This is a genomic window from Endozoicomonas arenosclerae (genome assembly GCF_001562015.1).
Taxonomy (GTDB): domain Bacteria; phylum Pseudomonadota; class Gammaproteobacteria; order Pseudomonadales; family Endozoicomonadaceae; genus Endozoicomonas_A; species Endozoicomonas_A arenosclerae.
In genome coordinates this window covers 1-15999 of record NZ_LASA01000123.1, presented here as the reverse complement: position 1 = coordinate 15999, position 15999 = coordinate 1, and the positions used below count along the sequence as shown (strand labels likewise).

The window sequence follows — 15999 nt, the reverse complement described above, 5'->3', positions numbered from 1 at the left end:
TTCTTTACAAGAATATCTCTGTCTGTCAGGCTGTGAATCGTCCTTGCCTTGGCGGGTTATGTCTGAGCTGGCACAGTGTGGGCATTTCACCCCGTCAGGCCAGCGAATCTGGCGTATCTGTTCAAAGCACTTGGCGTTGTCGAGGAGGTCATAAAGTTTCATGACACTTTTGTACAAGAAAACGTCTTCTATTCATAGTCAAATAACTCGTCCTCAACCAGCTCCCCAGAATCCATTAAGAGCCTTCAAGAATACAGTATTGGATAAAGAAGAAGGCCAGCATATCCAATCTACACTAATGAAAGAGACTAACGCACAAAGGCAAGGATGCCATGTTGAAGCCTGTTTCCGGAGAAACAGATAGACGTGGCAGACACTTGCTGAGTTTTTCAGTGTTCAACGGTTTCAGAAGGCTGGCTCACTAGGGGTTGAATAACGCTGCGGATATCAATGCCAGAGACAAGGACAATGCCACGGCTCTAAGAATGTCGATCAGCAACGGTCAGACTTACATGATGGAGCTTGTTCTAAGGAACAAAGGCAATCCCAATCGCATTTTTGGACAACCCGGTCACCAGGACACGGCTCTGAGTGCACTGATGAAATGGAAAAGTCCCTTCTCCATGTTCAAGCTGATCATTAATGCCAGAGGCCAAGCCAATGATCAGGCTCATTTAAACCAGATTGCCGCTCACTTGAGATCATTAGCCGCTAACAATCCTTCATTGCAAGCAGAGGTGGACAGCCTGATAGCCCAGCTCACAGCCAATGGTTTTAATGATGCGCCCAGACCAACAGTTCCTGCAGATTTCATTGAGCCCAATATGGGCGACCAGATGGATGATGCTCTTTACAGGGCTATGATGGCGGGTGTTTTGACACCCGATCATATGGACAGCTACAAGGTTCACGGAAAATGGTATGAGCATTTCCTGGCTTTCAACGGTTTCTCTTCCAGCCTTAGCTACCGCCTGAGGACTCTGCCCAAAGATGAAGACAAGATTATTGTGGAAGCCAGAGACGATACCGGCAACGACCTGTTGGTGGCAGCTATCAAGAGTCTGAACATTGATACAGTCAGAGTCGTTCTTAAGGTTTCCAGCGCGAATATCAACAAACCGGTTCCCCAACATCCTGACTACTACAGTTCAGGCGACACGCCCATGACCATTGCCAGGAAGTGGCAAGTTCCAACACCCATCATTGAGTTGCTGAAGTCCTACGGCGCAAAGTAACCGCCAAGAGCGCCTAAAAAAAAGCCCCCGGTTTTCGCCGAGGGCTTTCTTTTCATGGCCTGGTCATCGAAATCACATGGCCGGGTATGAGTAAGGTGCAGCAATACCCAGTGGCAGACCCAGTGCCCAGTAAAGCAGCAGGAAGGCCGTCCAGCCCACCAGGAAGACAATGGAGTAAGGCATCATCAGGGAAGCAATGGTGCCGATACCGGAGTTCTTCACATAGCGTTGGCAGAACACGATGATGACAGGGTAGTAAGCCATCATCGGGGTAATGATGTTGGAAGAGGAATCACCGATACGGTACGCAGCCTGCGCCAGTTCCGGAGAGATGCCCACAGCCATCAGCATTGGAACAAAAATAGGTCCGATCAGAGCCCACTTTGCAGAAGCAGAACCTACGGTCAGGTTAACGACAGCGGTCAACAGAATGATACCTATAATAGTCATCTGACCCGGCATGTCCAGAGCCTGAAGAACTTCAGCACCGGACAAAGCCAGCAGAGTACCCAGATTGGAGTCACCAAAAGCTTTCAGGAACTGAGCACAGAAGAACGCCATAACAATGTAGCTGCTCATGGTGGTCATGGACTGACTCATGCCAGCCATTACATCACGATGATTCTTGAAAGTGCCGGTCATGCGGCCATAGATCACACCTGGAATCAGGAAGAACAGGAAGATCAGAGGCACGATGGATTTCATCAGAGGTGCAGTATGAGCGGTAAGAGAACCATTCTCGGCACGCAGTGGAGAAGTCTCAGGCAGACAAGCCAGAACCAGTAGACCGGCCATAGTCAGCAGAACAGCACTACTGATTTTGAAAGCACGATCTTCAGCCTGGGTGTAGCTGCTCATGTCTTCTGCTTCTTCCAGATCCTTGTTCAGCTCAACGTTCTTCAAACGTGGCTCAACGATCTTTTCTGTCACAAACCAACCCAGCAGAGTCACTACAAAGGTGGAGACAAAGGTGAAGTAGAAATTAGCCAGCGGGTTAACCAGATAGTCTTTGTCGTAAATCTGGGCAGCAGACTGGGTAAAGCTCTGCAGCAGAGGATCCAGACTGGAAGGCAGCAGGCCTGCAGAGAAACCACCGGAAACACCGGCAAAAGCAGCTGCCAGACCGGCCAGAGGATGACGACCAGCCGCGTGGAAGATAACCGCACCGATTGGAATTACCAGAACATAACCGGCATCAGCTGCAACGGAGCTGATAGCACCGATCATAACGACCGCAGGCGCCAACAGCTTCTGAGGTGTCATGCGAATCATCTTTTTCAGGGCAATATTGATGTAACCTGAAGATTCAGCAATACCCACACCCAGCAGAGCCGCCAGAACCATGCCCAGAGGAGCAAAGCCTGTGAAGGTAGTCACACTGGAAGCCATAAAGTCAGTCAGGTACTTGGCATCCAGCAGGTTTTTAACCTGAATCGCCTCACCTGTAGCCGGGCTCACCAGATCAAAGCTGACGGAAGAGAATACTGCAGACAGCGCGATAACAATCAGCAGACAGTAGACGAATAACATCGCTGGATCAGGCAGCTTGTTACCGGCCACTTCAATGGCATTCAAAAAACGATCAATAAACGGCGGCTTCTCGCTGGCTGTAGCGAGCCTCCCCCCGGTATTGGCATGGCTCATGCGCACCCCTGGTCAAAAAGTGTAAATTTAAAAAATGAAGATTCTTGTTTGGGCGGGGACTTTAGCAAAGAGAGAGGCAGTAACAGGAATGACTCAGATCAAGAAACACACAGTTTTATCCGAAAGAAATACACAAAACAGATATTTTCTCTATTTTGACTCGATTTGTAGTTTTTTTGTTGGCCGGAACTGTTTAAAGAGAGCCCAAAGAAACTCTGCACCCTCTACACATTCATTGAGCTTTCAATAAACAGACAAGCTCAAGAAGGATGCGGCCAGCACTTCATATGAGGCTCGCAGGCCAGCTCTTCTTCTACGGGGCCAATGACTTCTATTTGGCCATAGCAGCAGTCAAAGACTTTTCTGCATCCCATTTGGGTGGAATGGCCGGCGATCTGATCCAGTGCTTCCATGCTGCAACCGTAAACTACCTTTGGAATGCCAGCCCAATAGATAGCTCCCGCACACATGGGGCAGGGTTCAGTGCTGCTGTATAACGTACACTCTGATAACTGTTCTCTTGGCATCTGTCGGCAGGCATGGCTGACCAGGTTGAGTTCCGCATGCCGGGTGGGATCACTTTCTGCTTCAGTCGTACATTCAGACTCCAGAAGAATTTTTCCGTCGTGTACCAGAACAGCACCAAACGGCGCCTCTCCCTTGTCCAGGGCCTGACTGGCTAGCTCTATTGCACGATAAATGAAAGGCTTGTGCTCATTCATGGGAAACCCCATATACATCAGAGAAGTTATTTATTATCAGAGCCAATAAAGCGTACTTGGCTCGCAAAGATTTTAGCAGGTTGCCCTGGTTTCAGATCGATCGAAATATTTACCAATAGCCAGAAAATTCCCCAGCAGAATAATGCCAACACCTACCGCAGCTGGAAGCGTCCATTGATAGCCTTCAATAAAGGTTGAGATCAATAGCGCAATGACGGGGTAAATAATGTCTACATAGGCTGTACGATCAGCCCCAATTTTCTGAATTAAAGTGATGTAGGCTGTCATAGCGATCAGTGAACCAAACACAACCAGATAAGCTAGGGATATCAGGTAGACGGGACTGAAATCAAAGGTAGGAGGCATCCTTCTCAGCAACGCTATAAGACCCATCTCAATCCCTCCATAAAGCATAAGGAAAATAGTGATAGGCATTACAGCCAAACCTTCTTTTTCATTTTTTTCGCAGGATACACTGCCCAGAGAAATAAGCAGAACGGCTCCCAGTGCCAACAATAACCCTTTCAACTCTTCTGGATTAGAGTCTGCTGTCCTGAGCTGTGGGAGAAAAATCAGACAAACTCCAATCGTGCCTGTCACAGCACCTATCAGCAACGAACGCTTTATGCCATTACCCAGCCAGACTCTTGCTACGACTACGTTAAAATAAAGCAGTGTGGTGCAAATCATTGCGGTCATGCCACTGGATATATACTTTCCGCTTTCATAGAACAACCAGTAAGAGAGACCACACATGAAAGTGCCTTGAAACAGGAAACGAAAGTGTTGCCTTGGGCTGTACTTAGGGACCCCGCCTCTGAACTGGCAAACAGCCCACATAAACACCGCGCCCAGAACAAAGCGATAGCTGAGTGACCACATCGTATCAACAGGCCCCAACTGCTTACTGATAGCAAACCAGGTAGAGCCCCAAACCAATGAACAAAGGCAAAATAGAAAAGTATTGGACATTGGATAAACACCTGAAAATGAGGCGACAGAAAGCAGTGTTGAGCAGACGATGCCTTGAAGCAGAAAATAGAAACTTAGCAGGCTGTTTCAGTATCACCTCGATCAAAACGATCGCTCATAGCCAGTAAATTACCCAGCAGAATCACTACGACCCCCAGCACTGAAACCAAAGTCCATTCATAGCCTTCAAAAACGGTAGAAATCAGCAGCGCAATGATCGGGTAAATAATATCCACATAAGCTGTGCGATCGGACCCCATACGCTGAATCAAAGCCAGGTAAGAAGTCATGGCAATCACAGAGCCAAAGATCACCAGATAACCCAGGGAAACCAGATAGCCTGGACTGAAATCAAAGGTAGGATGGACTCCACGCAGTATGGCTACCAGCCCCATTTCAGCACCACCATAAAACATGGCAAACACCGTTATTGGCATAACCGCCAACCCATCCTTTTCGTTAATTTCACAGGACACACTGCCCAGCGAAAACATCAGTACTGCGCCCAGAGCAAGAGCCAAACCTATAAGTTCCTGTGGATCCGAGTCGATTAAGGTAATCTGGGGAAGAAATACCATAAACACACCAATACTGCCGCAAACGGCACCCACCAGGACTGAGCGCTTGACCGCATTACCCAGCCAGAGGCGGGCAATCACTACATTGGAATAAAGGATACCGGTGCAAATCAGTGCCGAGAGTCCGCTGCTGATAAATTTTTCACTCTCATAAACCAGCCAGTAAGAAAGCCCGCACAGGAAAGAGCCCTGAAAGAAAAAACGAAGATGCTGCTGCCGGGTATAACTGGGAATGCCGCCACGAAACTGGCAAATCACCCACATCAGCAGAGCGCCCAACAAGAATCGATAAGTAACAGACCACATAACATCAACTGTACCCAGCTGCCAGCTGATCGCATACCAGGTTGAACCCCACACCAGGGAGCAAATACAGAAAAGAGAAGCATTAGACACGCGGCAAACTTCCCGAATCAGAGAAACGACTGTATGACATTAGGTCAAATCGCAATTTTCGCCAGAGTGCCTGACTGTTTATTTTCTCTCGCAGCAAGAAAACAGTCAGTTGCAGCCAGCGCTAATGCTCATACATACTCCGTTCGTCCTTAGCTTGTCGAAGGATACTGGTAATTGCACTTCGAAAGGTTCAGTGCGAACGGTATGGGGTCTAGCGCCTAACGGCACTAGTGAAAAGAAAATTTGCCTTCTACAGGAGGTAAGACATGTTCCTGTTCGGCAAGAATGTACTGCAAACTCTGGCACTCCCGATACAACCAGCTTTTAGCTTCCAGAGTCATTGCCAGAAACTCCGAGAACTGGTTATAACAAACTCCCCTGGTTGTCATCATCACATCTGAAGCCACCAGCAATAGATGCCCGGAGTCCAGCATTTCAAGAAAGAGTTTGAGCATGGGTAAGCCCAGGTTCAGACGGGTCATATCAGCCTGTACTGAAAAAGCAGCCGCCGCTTTCAAATCCAGCTCAGTAGAAAAAAGAATACCAAAGGGTTCAATGAACAAGCGGCTGTCCAGGATGCCGTCCAGAGCTTGCAGCGAAGAGATGTGTAATCCCTCACAATGGTCACACATCCAGGACTCATGTCCGGCCCGATTCAGCCAGACTTCTACCTGTTGCAGATCTGGTACTACTAACTTCTGCATCCACACTCTCCTGCCCGGGTCCTGAGCGCCAGGGCCGGCCCTTGAAGAAACTATAAGGGATCACCCGTCCAAACCAGCGAAAAGACAACGCTACCCCTTCATTAGTTGATCATTTTATGGCCTACCGATGAGGGGTGAAATGGTCAGTTTGACCAACGATCTGCAGCTCCTGATATTTAAGGGCTAACAGCCTTGTCAGGCATTTCAGGAACCGATCCCTGCATACTTTGCAAACAACAATGGAACTAGCACGTACAAGGAGTACAGATTATGCAGGGATCAGGAAGAATCAGTGCCGGTATTCAAACCGCACTTTATGCCGCAGCAACTCCAGTCAGGGGATTGGCTACAGGACTCGCAGGATTAGGCTCGGCCGCTCTCACACCTGGGGCTGGCGTAGGCTTTTTGGCCGGAAAGCTGGTTGGCAAGGTAGTTGGCGCCATCTGCAACAGGCTCAACAAGGGAAGAGAAGATAATCCCCGGGTTGATACCGAAAAGCATGTACGCCGTACAGCAAAGGTTCTTGAAACCGCTGGAGCGATCATTGGTGCACCACTGGTTGCCGCGAAAATAGCTGCAAACCCGATATTCTCGACTCTGTCAGCTATCCAGTTTTCAGTAAACACCGTAACAAATACTCTGAGCAACCTGGCTGCCTGTAAAACTGTCTACCAGGAACTGAGGAAGTACGGCACGTCTGAAACCGCCAAAGAAAACCTCTTTGACCCAGTGGATAATATATTACTGGATATTTACCACGGTACAGACATCTGGCATACCTGCGCTGATTTAATCAGTGATATATCTGCACTGGATATCCCGGACTCAGCTACACCCGAAGAAGTTAACAAGCAGATCTCGGGCCTGGCTGAAAAACACATGAAAAAGCCTCATTTAGAAGCCCTAAAGGCCAGACACAACAAGAATCGTGAAGATCTGGAACACAAGCGTCTGGACCAGCTGGAAGCCGCAAGGCAGGAAAGAAAACAGACGCTCATGAATGCTTTTACTCCGGTTGATCAAGATGAGGATGAAAGTCTGGAAACTGTAATACCAAGCCCTTTCACACCTTCTGTCGTGACACCTAAAACCGTAACGGTCTGATCCAACCAGCCGGGCTTTGAGCCCGGCACCATTTTAAATTAAGAAATCTTGGGGGCTTGCCCCCGAGTGCAACTTAGAAATCCCGGTTGGCCGAAGGCCAATCAAATCGGCGTAAGCTCGGTCGCTTGCGGCCGAGTAGTCGATTTGAAGGGGTTTCTTAACATAAAACCTTTATTATCAATGGCTTATATATTTTGAAAGCAATACTGACAGCCCTGTCAGTCACTTCATCCTTCCCTCTTGGCATACTCGGACCATAACTATTCGACAACACATTCAAGGAGTACAGATTATGCAGGGATCAGGAAGAATCAGTGCAGGTATTCAAACAGCCCTTTACGCCGCTGCAAGCCCACTCAGAGGCATTGCTGACGGAGTAGGTTTATTAACCACTTCTGTAGGACTGCCTGGTGCAGGTGTAGGCTATCTGGCAGGAAAACTGGTCGGTAAAGTTGTTGAAGCGGGTTGTAACAGGCTCAATAAAGGCCGGACCATGAAGAACCAGATTGATACCCAGAAGCATGTTCGCAGAACGGTTAAGGTTCTCCAGACGGCAGGCGCTATCATTGGCTCTCCATTTATGGTCATGCAGGCGCTTTCACATCCTGTGTTAACCGCTTTGTATGCCGCACCGGGCCTGGCTACTGCCGCCGGAAAGACCATTAAAAACCTGATGGCCTGTAAAACGGTTTATCAGGAGCTTAGAAAATACGGGACCTCAGAGACTATGAAGGAAAACCTTCTGGACCCTGTAGAAAACCTGTACCTGAACATCTACCACGGTGATGATATTTTCCATAACTACTCCGACAGGTTCTCAAAGACAGGTCAGTTTGAAGATCTGTTCAGAATGCCTCGTCTGGAAGAGCAAGCTGCCAGACACCAGGAGAAGCGGGATGAACTGGAACAACAATATCTGGCTGAGCAGGAGAAACTTAAGAGCCAGGAGACCCTGTCCCTGGAAGCTAGCTCTGAAGAACTGTTATCAGGATCTTATGTAACAGATTTCTCTTCAGTAAAGGAGCCTCTGGTTGAAACCTAAAACTGTGCACCAACCGCCGGGCTTTATGCCCGGCTTTTTATTACGCCAAACGTTAAAAACAAATAATGGGTAATTAAATAAAAACCAGGTTATACAAGGAGTTACAGCATGCAAGGATCAGGAAGAATAATGTCAGGCTTGAAAACAGCCGCTTATGTGGCTGCCATGCCTATACGAGGCGCTCTTGCCGGTGCTTCTGTGACTACAAGCGTGGTCGGTGCCCCTGGAGCTGCAGTTGGATGGCTAGCCGGAAAGCCCGTAAGCAAAGTAGTTGAGTACACCTGTAAAGGGTTGAATAAACTGTTACCTAATCAATGGCAGATCAACGCAAAAAAACAAGCAGACAGAACAGTAAGGGTCTTCCAGTTTGCAGGGGCAGTCGCTTTCAGTTTGCCTACCTATGCCGTTATCACCAGCGCCAACCCTCTGGTTGGGAAACTGCTGGGACTGGCTCCAACCCTTGGTGCTGGAGTCAATCTGGTCAAAGGCATTTCTTCAGCCATGAAGGTCTTCGACGAGTACCGCAATTATGGTTACTCCCTGACCAAGAACGAGAATCTTTATGCCCCCGTATTTGGGCTCTATCCAAGTTTGTATAATGGAGATTCAATCGGTGACTATCTGGAAAAGGAAGAAGAGTGGCACAATGCTCACGAAAAACTCCGAAAGCAGTATTACGAGCCTGGTACCGCTCTTCAGGACAGACCGGCAGAAGAAGGTATAGAGGTACAAGGGGAATCTCACCCATCTTTACATCGGTCACCTGTAACGCCTCCACCAGGTTACTACTCTCAGGAGAATCCTCAGATCGTAGTAGAAAGCATTCCAGAGAAAGTCTGACTTATGATGACTGCCGGGCTTTGCCCGGCAAATTTCCTTTCAGTGACAACAAACCTTGTCTGCAATCTGTTACACTGCACGCCCAGACATCGTCCACTGCAACATAAGGCTTTGCTATGCGTTTTCTGGATCAGGTACAGGCTGCCATGCGTAAGAACAACTCTTTGCTCTGCGTAGGTCTGGACCCCTTACCCGAGAAGTTTCCCGCCCACATTCAGGCGCTCGAGCAGCCTATTCTGGAGTTCAACCGCTTCATCATTGATGCTACTGCAGACTTAGTTTGTGCTTACAAACCTCAGGCAGCCCATTATCACGCTCAGGGAGCTGAAGATCAGCTGGCTCAAACCATTGAATACATCAAGGATAACTACCCCGATATCCCTGTCATTCTGGACTCAAAGCGCGGCGATATCGGCAGTACAGCGGATCAGTATGCCAAAGAAGCCTTCGAACGTTATGAAGCCGATGCGATCACAGTCAATCCCTATATGGGCATTGATACCATTGAGCCCTTTACTCGCTATGAAGATAAAGGCACCGTGATGCTTTGCCGCACTTCCAACCCAGGGGCTGCGGCTATCCAGAACCTGAAAGTGGGTGACGACTTCCTTTACGAAGTCATTGCCCGCAAGGCCAAAGAAGAATGGAACGGCCATAACAACCTACTGCTCGTTGTAGGCGCGACTAACCCGGAAGAACTCAAGAGAATCCGTGCTATTACCGGTGATATGACCTTCCTGGTACCCGGTCTTGGAGCCCAGGGTGGAGACGTAGAAGCCACCGTTAAAAATGGTCTGAACAGTCAGGGCGAAGGCATCATTGTAAACTCTTCCCGTGGCATCATTTATGCGGGCAGTGATGAGAACTTTGCTGAAGCAGCCAGAACAGCTGCTATTGAGCTCAGAGATCAGGTGAATCAGTACCGTTAACAAATGACTACAGGAAGATACTCTAAACCGGTATATTCCTTTGCTAGCATGGGTACACCCATTTACAGTAGCGACGGCTGTATTATCTCTCGCGAAAAATGCAGCCCGGCCAGGTGCGTCAGCCTCCAAGTCGCTGTATTTAACCGTTTATTCAGATATGGAAGCCCCCATGCGCAGACTCAAGAAGCTGCTGGACCAGAACCGCGAATGGTCAGCCTCGGTTCGAGAAAAAGAGCCTGGTTTTTTTGAACAATTGTCTCAACAGCAAGCCCCCAAATACCTCTGGATAGGTTGCTCTGACAGTCGAGTACCCGCCAACCAGATCACCGGCCTGGTACCTGGAGAGTTGTTTGTCCATCGTAACGTGGCTAATCAGGTGATTCACACCGACCTCAACAGTCTCTCTGTCATCCAATACGCTGTTGAGTATCTGAAAGTTGAGCACATTATAGTGACCGGCCACTATGGTTGTGGCGGTGTCCAGGAAGCTGTAAAGAACCGCAAGCTGGGACTGATTGATAACTGGCTGCGTCATATTCAGGATGTTCAGAGCAAGCATCAGACTTATCTGAATACCCTGGCAGACCAGGAAGAAGTGTTTGAGCGCATGTATGAACTGAACGTGGTGGAACAGGCTCTGAATGTTTGCCAGACCACTATTGTTCAGGATGCCTGGCTGCGCGGACAGGATCTGACGGTACACAGCTGGATCTACGGTCTGAAAGATGGCCTGCTCAGTGACCTTGGTCTCTGTGTCTCCGACCCGGAGAGCCTTGATGGGCTCTACAGTGAGGCCATCAAGCAGATCACAGCTTCCTGAGTTGAACACAGTGCCTCTCCGATAGCCTTTCCGGGCTATCGGTTCACTCCCCACACCAGCGTCTATACTTCCCCGCAATCACTGGATCAGCAAGATTCAGCATTGAAAAAACAACTTGTTTCCGGGCAAACGATCAGCGAAGCCACTCGTATCATTACCCATGAGCCTGAAACTCATTACAACGGTTAGTGAAACAGTACTTCCATAAACGACCATTTTGTATAAATAATAAACACTAAGCCGTTTGCCCCCATATTTTCCAGAGGATAAAAACGATGACACCTGAAAAATATCCGGCCTTGTTGCGGTTATTGCATTGGCTGATGGCTATTGCTGTACTTGGAATGATTGGCAGTGGCTGGTATATGGCCAGCCTGTCACAGGATGTCAGTTACAAATACGACATTTACCCTTGGCATAAATCTTTTGGCATTCTTGTACTTCTGCTGGTAGCCATCAGAATTCTGGTGCGATTTTTCAGTAAGGTTCCAGAACTGCCTAAAGGCCTTCCCAAACATGAGAAGATTCTGGCCAAAATCACTCACTACTCTCTTTATGCCTTGATGATTATTGTCCCCCTCAGTGGTTTCACCATGTCAGATGCCGGTGGACATGACATTTTCTTCTTTGGTATCAAACTGCCTGAATTAATGGCAAATAACAAAGAACTGGCGGGGATACTCCACACTATCCACACTTATATACCTTATGTATTTCTGGCTGTCATCGGACTCCATATTCTCGGTGCGTTAAAACACCGGTTTATGGATAAACCGGAAAACGACGTACTGGGCAGAATAATTTAAAGCATAGAGAGAGCTTCTACGGAAGCTCTCTTTCCCTGATTTAACCGACTCTCTCCCAATGAGCTCCCCGACCTTTACCGATAGGCTTGAGTTCACCGCTTCTTCGCTTCTGTTGAACCACTTTTTTGACCAGTTCGCGACTGACCGTTGGCAGCTGAACACAGATATCAGCAACAGAAAAAGGGCCCTCAGCATTATCAATAGCCATGGCAATTAACTGTGACTTTGGAGCGCGACTGCCCTGGTTTTGCAGAGCATCCACCCTTTGCTCAAGCTCTTCATAAGCTTTGATCACACTGCCCAGGAAAAAGTTAATCCAGGGCATGGGGTTATGAGTGCCCTCATGCCAGCCTTTTACACTGAGCTGAAGAGCGTCCAGATAAGCCTGCTCGTTCTGGGAAAAAATTCTCTCCAGACTGATATAACGACAGACATCATAACTGTTGAGTGAGAGCATGAGCGTTGCTATCAAACGCGCTATGCGGGCATTGCCATCACTGAATGGATGAATGCAAAGAAAGTCCAGCACCGCGCAACTGACCACCAGCAGTGGTTCTATTTCCCTGTCCAGACACTGATGATAGAGCGCTACTGTTAGTTCCATCGCCTTAGGGGTTTCTGCGGCGGGCACTGTACGATACAGAACCCCTATCCGATTCCCCTGGGCATCACGTTCAACAATGTCTTTATTGGTGGCTTTCCAGCGTCCTCCCTCATGAGGGAAATGACTATAAAGTGTGGCATGAAGCTGCCTGATGAAACCTGATGACACATTGGTGTGTTCAGCGGGTTCCGTCACTGTATCCAGGACATCACGGTAACCTGCTATCTGCCTTTCTGAAGGAGTGCCCGGTTTGACTTCGTATTGAACCAGCTTTCTCAAAGCTTCTTTGCTGACAGAAATGTGTTCAAGGCTGTTGCCGTACTCCACAGATTCCAGAGTGGCTACCTGCCTGAGCGTATCCAGAACTTCTGACTGTTGGCGCAGGGTGTGAGGCTGACGCCCCCTGAACTCTCCCAACTGCCTGAAGCGCGCCAATTGGGAGGCAGTAAATCGATAGTCTGACAAACGTTCCAGCGTATGCATTTGGATTCCTGACTAACGGGTAATTATCGGTTAAGATACATATAGATTATGCATAGAAGTCGTTTAATATCCAATAAATTCATAGACTTATTAATACACTTATTAATCGTTAAAAAATGGTTAATATGCAATTTTTTTGATCGAAAATAACGTCTTAGACAAGCAAATTAATTATTGCTGTCTTCACGCGACCTTAATCGATACACCTGAACGCTATGACCTGCTCTTAGAATGCAGACCAAGACTTGTAACGCTCTATTCCATTCACAAACCAGTCCACTGACAGCCCTCAACGAAGCTCGCTCTCGAAGGTTATCTGAGAAGCACAACATTCTGAGCGTCATACCGGTAGCGTTAACCGAGATGATCACAACAAATGTCTGCTCGTTCGGCGCCTGAATCACCATGATAAAGACACCACTATCAAGTGCAGTGGTCATTAACTGCTGAACCGAGTTCAACGCCTGAAGTTCTTCAACTTCAAGATCGACTTCAAGAGCAGTCATCGCATGATTCACTTCCATTAGCTGCATCAAGGCATATAAATCGGGAAGTTGGGATTCATCCAACCCCTGAGGCAGCGGAATCTTTTGTGGGCCGTTAGCCATTTGATCCATAAAGCATTGCCGAATAGCGACGTCATGACCCATGGGGCAGTCAGAAACCAGGATTACTTCAGCATCGCCTTCACAATCAGCCACCAGTAAATCTTCATCTACTGCATCATCCGGGCACATTTGATCAAAAGCAGCCACGGCGGTCTCTAGCATGTAATTGAGAACATCCATGGTGACAGGTAACAGAATCCGATAAAGCTGACCTCCCATCGTATTCAGATAGCAATTGATCCCCCAAATAATGAGGCTTTGATTATCACTGACATAGCCGCTCACTCCCCCAGCCTGATTCAGAAGAAAAACAAAGGTCATTTTTTCTTCTACGACAATAAGGGCAATGAAAAAGCCTCCCTGAGGATTAGGAAGAGCCAGGACATAATAACCATCTTCCAAAACCTGAACATTACCCAGGGGTTGAGCCTGTCCGCTCATCCAGCCTATAGAGATCAGCCCTGTCACAAAATCCTGTTGAATAGCTGCCTGAGCTTGAGTGACTACCTGTTGTAAGTGCTGCACCAGATTATTTGAAGCCTGAAAGGTGACTGGCACCATGTTATTTTCCAGATGGCACACATTGAAGGACGAAGTTGAGGACGCTTGTTGCTGGCAGGGAGGTACGACAACAACGGGTGCCTGCTGCTGGAAACTACTGAAATCAACCTGCTGGTTTATCCATTCACAGTCCAGTTGATTCTCGGTATCGGGAACAGGAATGGGAATAGAAACCACTTCGCCAGAGACACTGCCACCGGATGACGCTAATAAAGCCATTTTACTGGTTGAGGGACCGTCAAGAGTAATAGGAGGTCTTCTTTTCCTGCAATCAGGCTTGAGTCGAGGGTCAGTAGGGGGTTCACTGATAGAATGATTGTCATCACACTGGCAAGTATTCTCAGTGGATAAATAAACCTCGCTGGGTTCAGGGTCTTTATCACTGGGGGTATCAGACTGTCCTTTTTTTCTTATTTTTTTTCGGGCAATCAGTCTTTTTTCTCTGAAAAACTTACTGCATCGACTGCAGCGACACCTACAGATATCGAGACGTTTCTTACACTCCTTACATCTTTGATGACCTAATTCATCCGTTATTACTCTCGCTTTCTTATCGTCTCCATTTCCGTGACTGTAGAGCGCTCCAAACAACAAAACTACAAACAACACCACACTCAAACCAGGCTTGAGCATAAAGCCTCCTGAACCAGACAGTTCAGGCAGACTAGATTCTCAATTAAGATTCGTCATGCCGCCGTAGAAAAAGTCTTTTACTTTTTCGTTACAGTGACTCTTCCCAGCCAAAGCGATGGATCAAATGGGTAAAGACCGAATCCAAAGGAGCAGACAACACCAGTCGCTCACCTGAAACGGGATGAGTTATCTCCATCTCAGTGCAGGCCAGCAGTAACCTGCCAGCAGCAAAGTGCTCGGCAAAATAGCGGTTGTGAACTCCCTTTCCGTGTTTGGCATCACCAATAATAGGGTGAGCAATGTGCTTCATATGACGGCGGATTTGATGTTTTCTGCCGGTTTTCGGCCAGGCTTTTACCAGCGAATATCGACTGGTTGGGTATCGCTCAATGGCTAAAGGCAACTCAACAGTGGCCAGCCTCTCATAAGCTGTCACGGCTTCCTGAGCTGGCTTATCCTGTCGAGCTTTGCGATCCGTCATTTTATCCAACTCTTCTTTGAGCGGATGATCAATCACTCCGGATTCAGGTGCGTAACCCCTGACCACCGCCAGATAGGTTTTCTTGACCAACCCCTCTTCAAACTGTTTCCCGGCTATCCGAGCTATTTCCGGTGACAGGGCAAACAGCAAAACCCCGGAGGTAGGTTTGTCCAGACGATGCAAAGGGTAAACATGCTGACCCACCTGATTTCTGACAATCTGCAAGGCGAAACGGGTTTCGCTCCGGTCAATCATGGAGCGGTGCACCAGCAGACCGGAAGGTTTGTTAACCGCTACCAGTGATTCATCCTGATAGAGTATTTCCAGAGTTTCTGATGTTTCTTCTTGCATCCAGTAAGATCTCTACGCCAAAGGGCGCAATTTTATTCAATTGCCATTAAAATAGCTTGTCCTGAAACCATTCCCCCGGTTTCTCTCATTTATGTGACGATCATGCAGTATTCCATTCGACAAGCCTCCCCTGAAGACGCTCAAACCCTTGGCACCATGATCTACAACATGGAAGTAGAACTCTGGAATGAGCAGGCAGATCAGCTCAATCTGAAAGATTTTCTCAAAGCAGCAGAACAGCCAGGGCAATTGCATCAATTCAGAACGACTGAGCAAAGCAGCTTTTTCAGGTGCTTATGGTCCCACCCTGCTAGCTTCCGGTGACTCTTGATACTGCGACTTCCCTTATTGGCTTTGATAGCGTTCAGCGCAAGCCGTCTCAGAATGGAGAAATTTTCAGCCCCATTTCCTGTGCTTATCTGACATGCGTCCTCTGAAAATGCAACGTCCAAAATCCAGTGCAGATTATTCTCCACCGCCCAATGA

17 protein-coding genes are annotated in these 15999 nt (G+C 48.0%); 8 read left to right on the top strand and 9 right to left on the bottom strand.

Going from position 1 to position 15999, the window contains the following annotated elements; genetic code table 11:
* A partial coding sequence (locus WG89_RS32975; RefSeq protein WP_172806677.1) for a transposase occupies nucleotides 1–162 on the bottom strand: 162 nt, incomplete at its 3' end.
* Nucleotides 163–428: 266 nt separating this feature from the next.
* Between WG89_RS32975 and WG89_RS19875 the strand changes: the two genes are divergently transcribed.
* Nucleotides 429–1235, top strand: a complete 807-nt coding sequence (locus WG89_RS19875; protein WP_062269092.1) for an ankyrin repeat domain-containing protein — start codon at nucleotides 429–431, stop codon at nucleotides 1233–1235.
* Between the two features lie 72 nt (nucleotides 1236–1307).
* Here WG89_RS19875 and WG89_RS19870 read toward each other — a convergent pair whose 3' ends face one another.
* The 5 genes from WG89_RS19870 to WG89_RS19850 all read right to left on the bottom strand — a co-directional run bounded on the left by WG89_RS19870 (nucleotide 1308) and on the right by WG89_RS19850 (nucleotide 6251).
* On the bottom strand, nucleotides 1308–2879 hold the full coding sequence (locus WG89_RS19870) for an AbgT family transporter (protein WP_062269091.1): 1572 nt from the start codon (nucleotides 2877–2879) through the stop codon (nucleotides 1308–1310).
* 260 nt (nucleotides 2880–3139) lie between these two features.
* Complete coding sequence (locus WG89_RS19865; RefSeq protein ID WP_062269089.1) at nucleotides 3140–3601, bottom strand: nucleoside deaminase; 462 nt, start codon at nucleotides 3599–3601, stop codon at nucleotides 3140–3142.
* A 72-nt stretch (nucleotides 3602–3673) separates the two neighbouring features.
* Entirely contained in the window at nucleotides 3674–4573 is a 900-nt protein-coding gene (locus WG89_RS19860) for a DMT family transporter (RefSeq protein WP_062269087.1), read from the bottom strand.
* A gap of 74 nt (nucleotides 4574–4647) precedes the next feature.
* Nucleotides 4648–5547 carry a DMT family transporter gene (locus tag WG89_RS19855; protein ID WP_079253944.1) on the bottom strand — a complete coding sequence of 300 codons (900 nt, stop codon included), beginning with the start codon at nucleotides 5545–5547 and terminating at the stop codon, nucleotides 4648–4650.
* A 227-nt stretch (nucleotides 5548–5774) separates the two neighbouring features.
* Complete coding sequence (locus WG89_RS19850) at nucleotides 5775–6251, bottom strand: hypothetical protein (protein ID WP_062269084.1); 477 nt, start codon at nucleotides 6249–6251, stop codon at nucleotides 5775–5777.
* Between the two features lie 270 nt (nucleotides 6252–6521).
* On the opposite strand from WG89_RS19850, the gene WG89_RS19845 reads away from it, so the two are divergent.
* The 6 genes from WG89_RS19845 to WG89_RS19820 all read left to right on the top strand — a co-directional run bounded on the left by WG89_RS19845 (nucleotide 6522) and on the right by WG89_RS19820 (nucleotide 11792).
* Nucleotides 6522–7355, top strand: coding sequence for a hypothetical protein (locus WG89_RS19845; protein WP_062269082.1), 834 nt, complete (start codon nucleotides 6522–6524; stop codon nucleotides 7353–7355).
* A gap of 292 nt (nucleotides 7356–7647) precedes the next feature.
* On the top strand, nucleotides 7648–8397 hold the full coding sequence (locus tag WG89_RS19840; protein ID WP_062269080.1) for a hypothetical protein: 750 nt from the start codon (nucleotides 7648–7650) through the stop codon (nucleotides 8395–8397).
* A gap of 129 nt (nucleotides 8398–8526) precedes the next feature.
* Nucleotides 8527–9237, top strand: coding sequence for a hypothetical protein (locus WG89_RS19835; RefSeq protein WP_062269078.1), 711 nt, complete (start codon nucleotides 8527–8529; stop codon nucleotides 9235–9237).
* Nucleotides 9238–9353: 116 nt separating this feature from the next.
* Nucleotides 9354–10166, top strand: coding sequence for an orotidine-5'-phosphate decarboxylase (gene pyrF / locus WG89_RS19830; protein ID WP_062269075.1), 813 nt, complete (start codon nucleotides 9354–9356; stop codon nucleotides 10164–10166).
* A 169-nt stretch (nucleotides 10167–10335) separates the two neighbouring features.
* The gene (gene can / locus WG89_RS19825; RefSeq protein ID WP_062269073.1) at nucleotides 10336–10986 is read left to right on the top strand and encodes a carbonate dehydratase; all 651 of its coding nucleotides are present in this window, start codon (nucleotides 10336–10338) and stop codon (nucleotides 10984–10986) included.
* Between the two features lie 275 nt (nucleotides 10987–11261).
* Nucleotides 11262–11792 (top strand): cytochrome b, encoded by a 531-nt coding sequence (locus tag WG89_RS19820; RefSeq protein WP_062269071.1) that lies wholly within the window; start codon nucleotides 11262–11264, stop codon nucleotides 11790–11792.
* 40 nt (nucleotides 11793–11832) lie between these two features.
* On the opposite strand, the gene WG89_RS19815 is transcribed toward WG89_RS19820, so the two are convergent.
* The 3 genes from WG89_RS19815 to truC form a co-directional block, all read right to left on the bottom strand.
* Nucleotides 11833–12879 carry a Fic family protein gene (locus tag WG89_RS19815; protein WP_062269069.1) on the bottom strand — a complete coding sequence of 349 codons (1047 nt, stop codon included), beginning with the start codon at nucleotides 12877–12879 and terminating at the stop codon, nucleotides 11833–11835.
* A gap of 167 nt (nucleotides 12880–13046) precedes the next feature.
* Nucleotides 13047–14681, bottom strand: a complete 1635-nt coding sequence (locus WG89_RS19810; RefSeq protein WP_062269067.1) for a hypothetical protein — start codon at nucleotides 14679–14681, stop codon at nucleotides 13047–13049.
* Between the two features lie 88 nt (nucleotides 14682–14769).
* Nucleotides 14770–15513: a tRNA pseudouridine(65) synthase TruC gene (gene truC / locus WG89_RS19805; RefSeq protein WP_062269065.1), complete on the bottom strand. Its 744-nt coding sequence runs from the start codon at nucleotides 15511–15513 to the stop codon at nucleotides 14770–14772.
* A 102-nt stretch (nucleotides 15514–15615) separates the two neighbouring features.
* Between truC and WG89_RS32970 the strand changes: the two genes are divergently transcribed.
* Entirely contained in the window at nucleotides 15616–15837 is a 222-nt protein-coding gene (locus WG89_RS32970) for a hypothetical protein (RefSeq protein ID WP_153301708.1), read from the top strand.
* Nucleotides 15838–15999 lie beyond the last annotated feature (162 nt).

Excerpts from the sequence above, each read along its gene's own strand:
- WG89_RS19870 (WP_062269091.1), bottom strand. The coding sequence starts at position 2,879 with ATGAGCCATGCCAATACCGGGGGGAGGCTCGCTACAGCCAGCGAGAAG.
- WG89_RS19865 (WP_062269089.1), bottom strand. The coding sequence starts at position 3,601 with ATGAATGAGCACAAGCCTTTCATTTATCGTGCAATAGAGCTAGCCAGT.
- WG89_RS19860 (WP_062269087.1), bottom strand. The coding sequence starts at position 4,573 with ATGTCCAATACTTTTCTATTTTGCCTTTGTTCATTGGTTTGGGGCTCT.
- WG89_RS19850 (WP_062269084.1), bottom strand. The coding sequence starts at position 6,251 with ATGCAGAAGTTAGTAGTACCAGATCTGCAACAGGTAGAAGTCTGGCTG.
- WG89_RS19845 (WP_062269082.1), top strand. The coding sequence starts at position 6,522 with ATGCAGGGATCAGGAAGAATCAGTGCCGGTATTCAAACCGCACTTTAT.
- WG89_RS19840 (WP_062269080.1), top strand. The coding sequence starts at position 7,648 with ATGCAGGGATCAGGAAGAATCAGTGCAGGTATTCAAACAGCCCTTTAC.
- WG89_RS19835 (WP_062269078.1), top strand. The coding sequence starts at position 8,527 with ATGTCAGGCTTGAAAACAGCCGCTTATGTGGCTGCCATGCCTATACGA.
- pyrF (WP_062269075.1), top strand. The coding sequence starts at position 9,354 with ATGCGTTTTCTGGATCAGGTACAGGCTGCCATGCGTAAGAACAACTCT.
- can (WP_062269073.1), top strand. The coding sequence starts at position 10,336 with ATGCGCAGACTCAAGAAGCTGCTGGACCAGAACCGCGAATGGTCAGCC.
- WG89_RS19820 (WP_062269071.1), top strand. The coding sequence starts at position 11,262 with ATGACACCTGAAAAATATCCGGCCTTGTTGCGGTTATTGCATTGGCTG.
- WG89_RS19815 (WP_062269069.1), bottom strand. The coding sequence starts at position 12,879 with ATGCATACGCTGGAACGTTTGTCAGACTATCGATTTACTGCCTCCCAA.
- WG89_RS19810 (WP_062269067.1), bottom strand. The coding sequence starts at position 14,681 with ATGCTCAAGCCTGGTTTGAGTGTGGTGTTGTTTGTAGTTTTGTTGTTT.
- truC (WP_062269065.1), bottom strand. The coding sequence starts at position 15,513 with ATGCAAGAAGAAACATCAGAAACTCTGGAAATACTCTATCAGGATGAA.
- WG89_RS32970 (WP_153301708.1), top strand. The coding sequence starts at position 15,616 with ATGCAGTATTCCATTCGACAAGCCTCCCCTGAAGACGCTCAAACCCTT.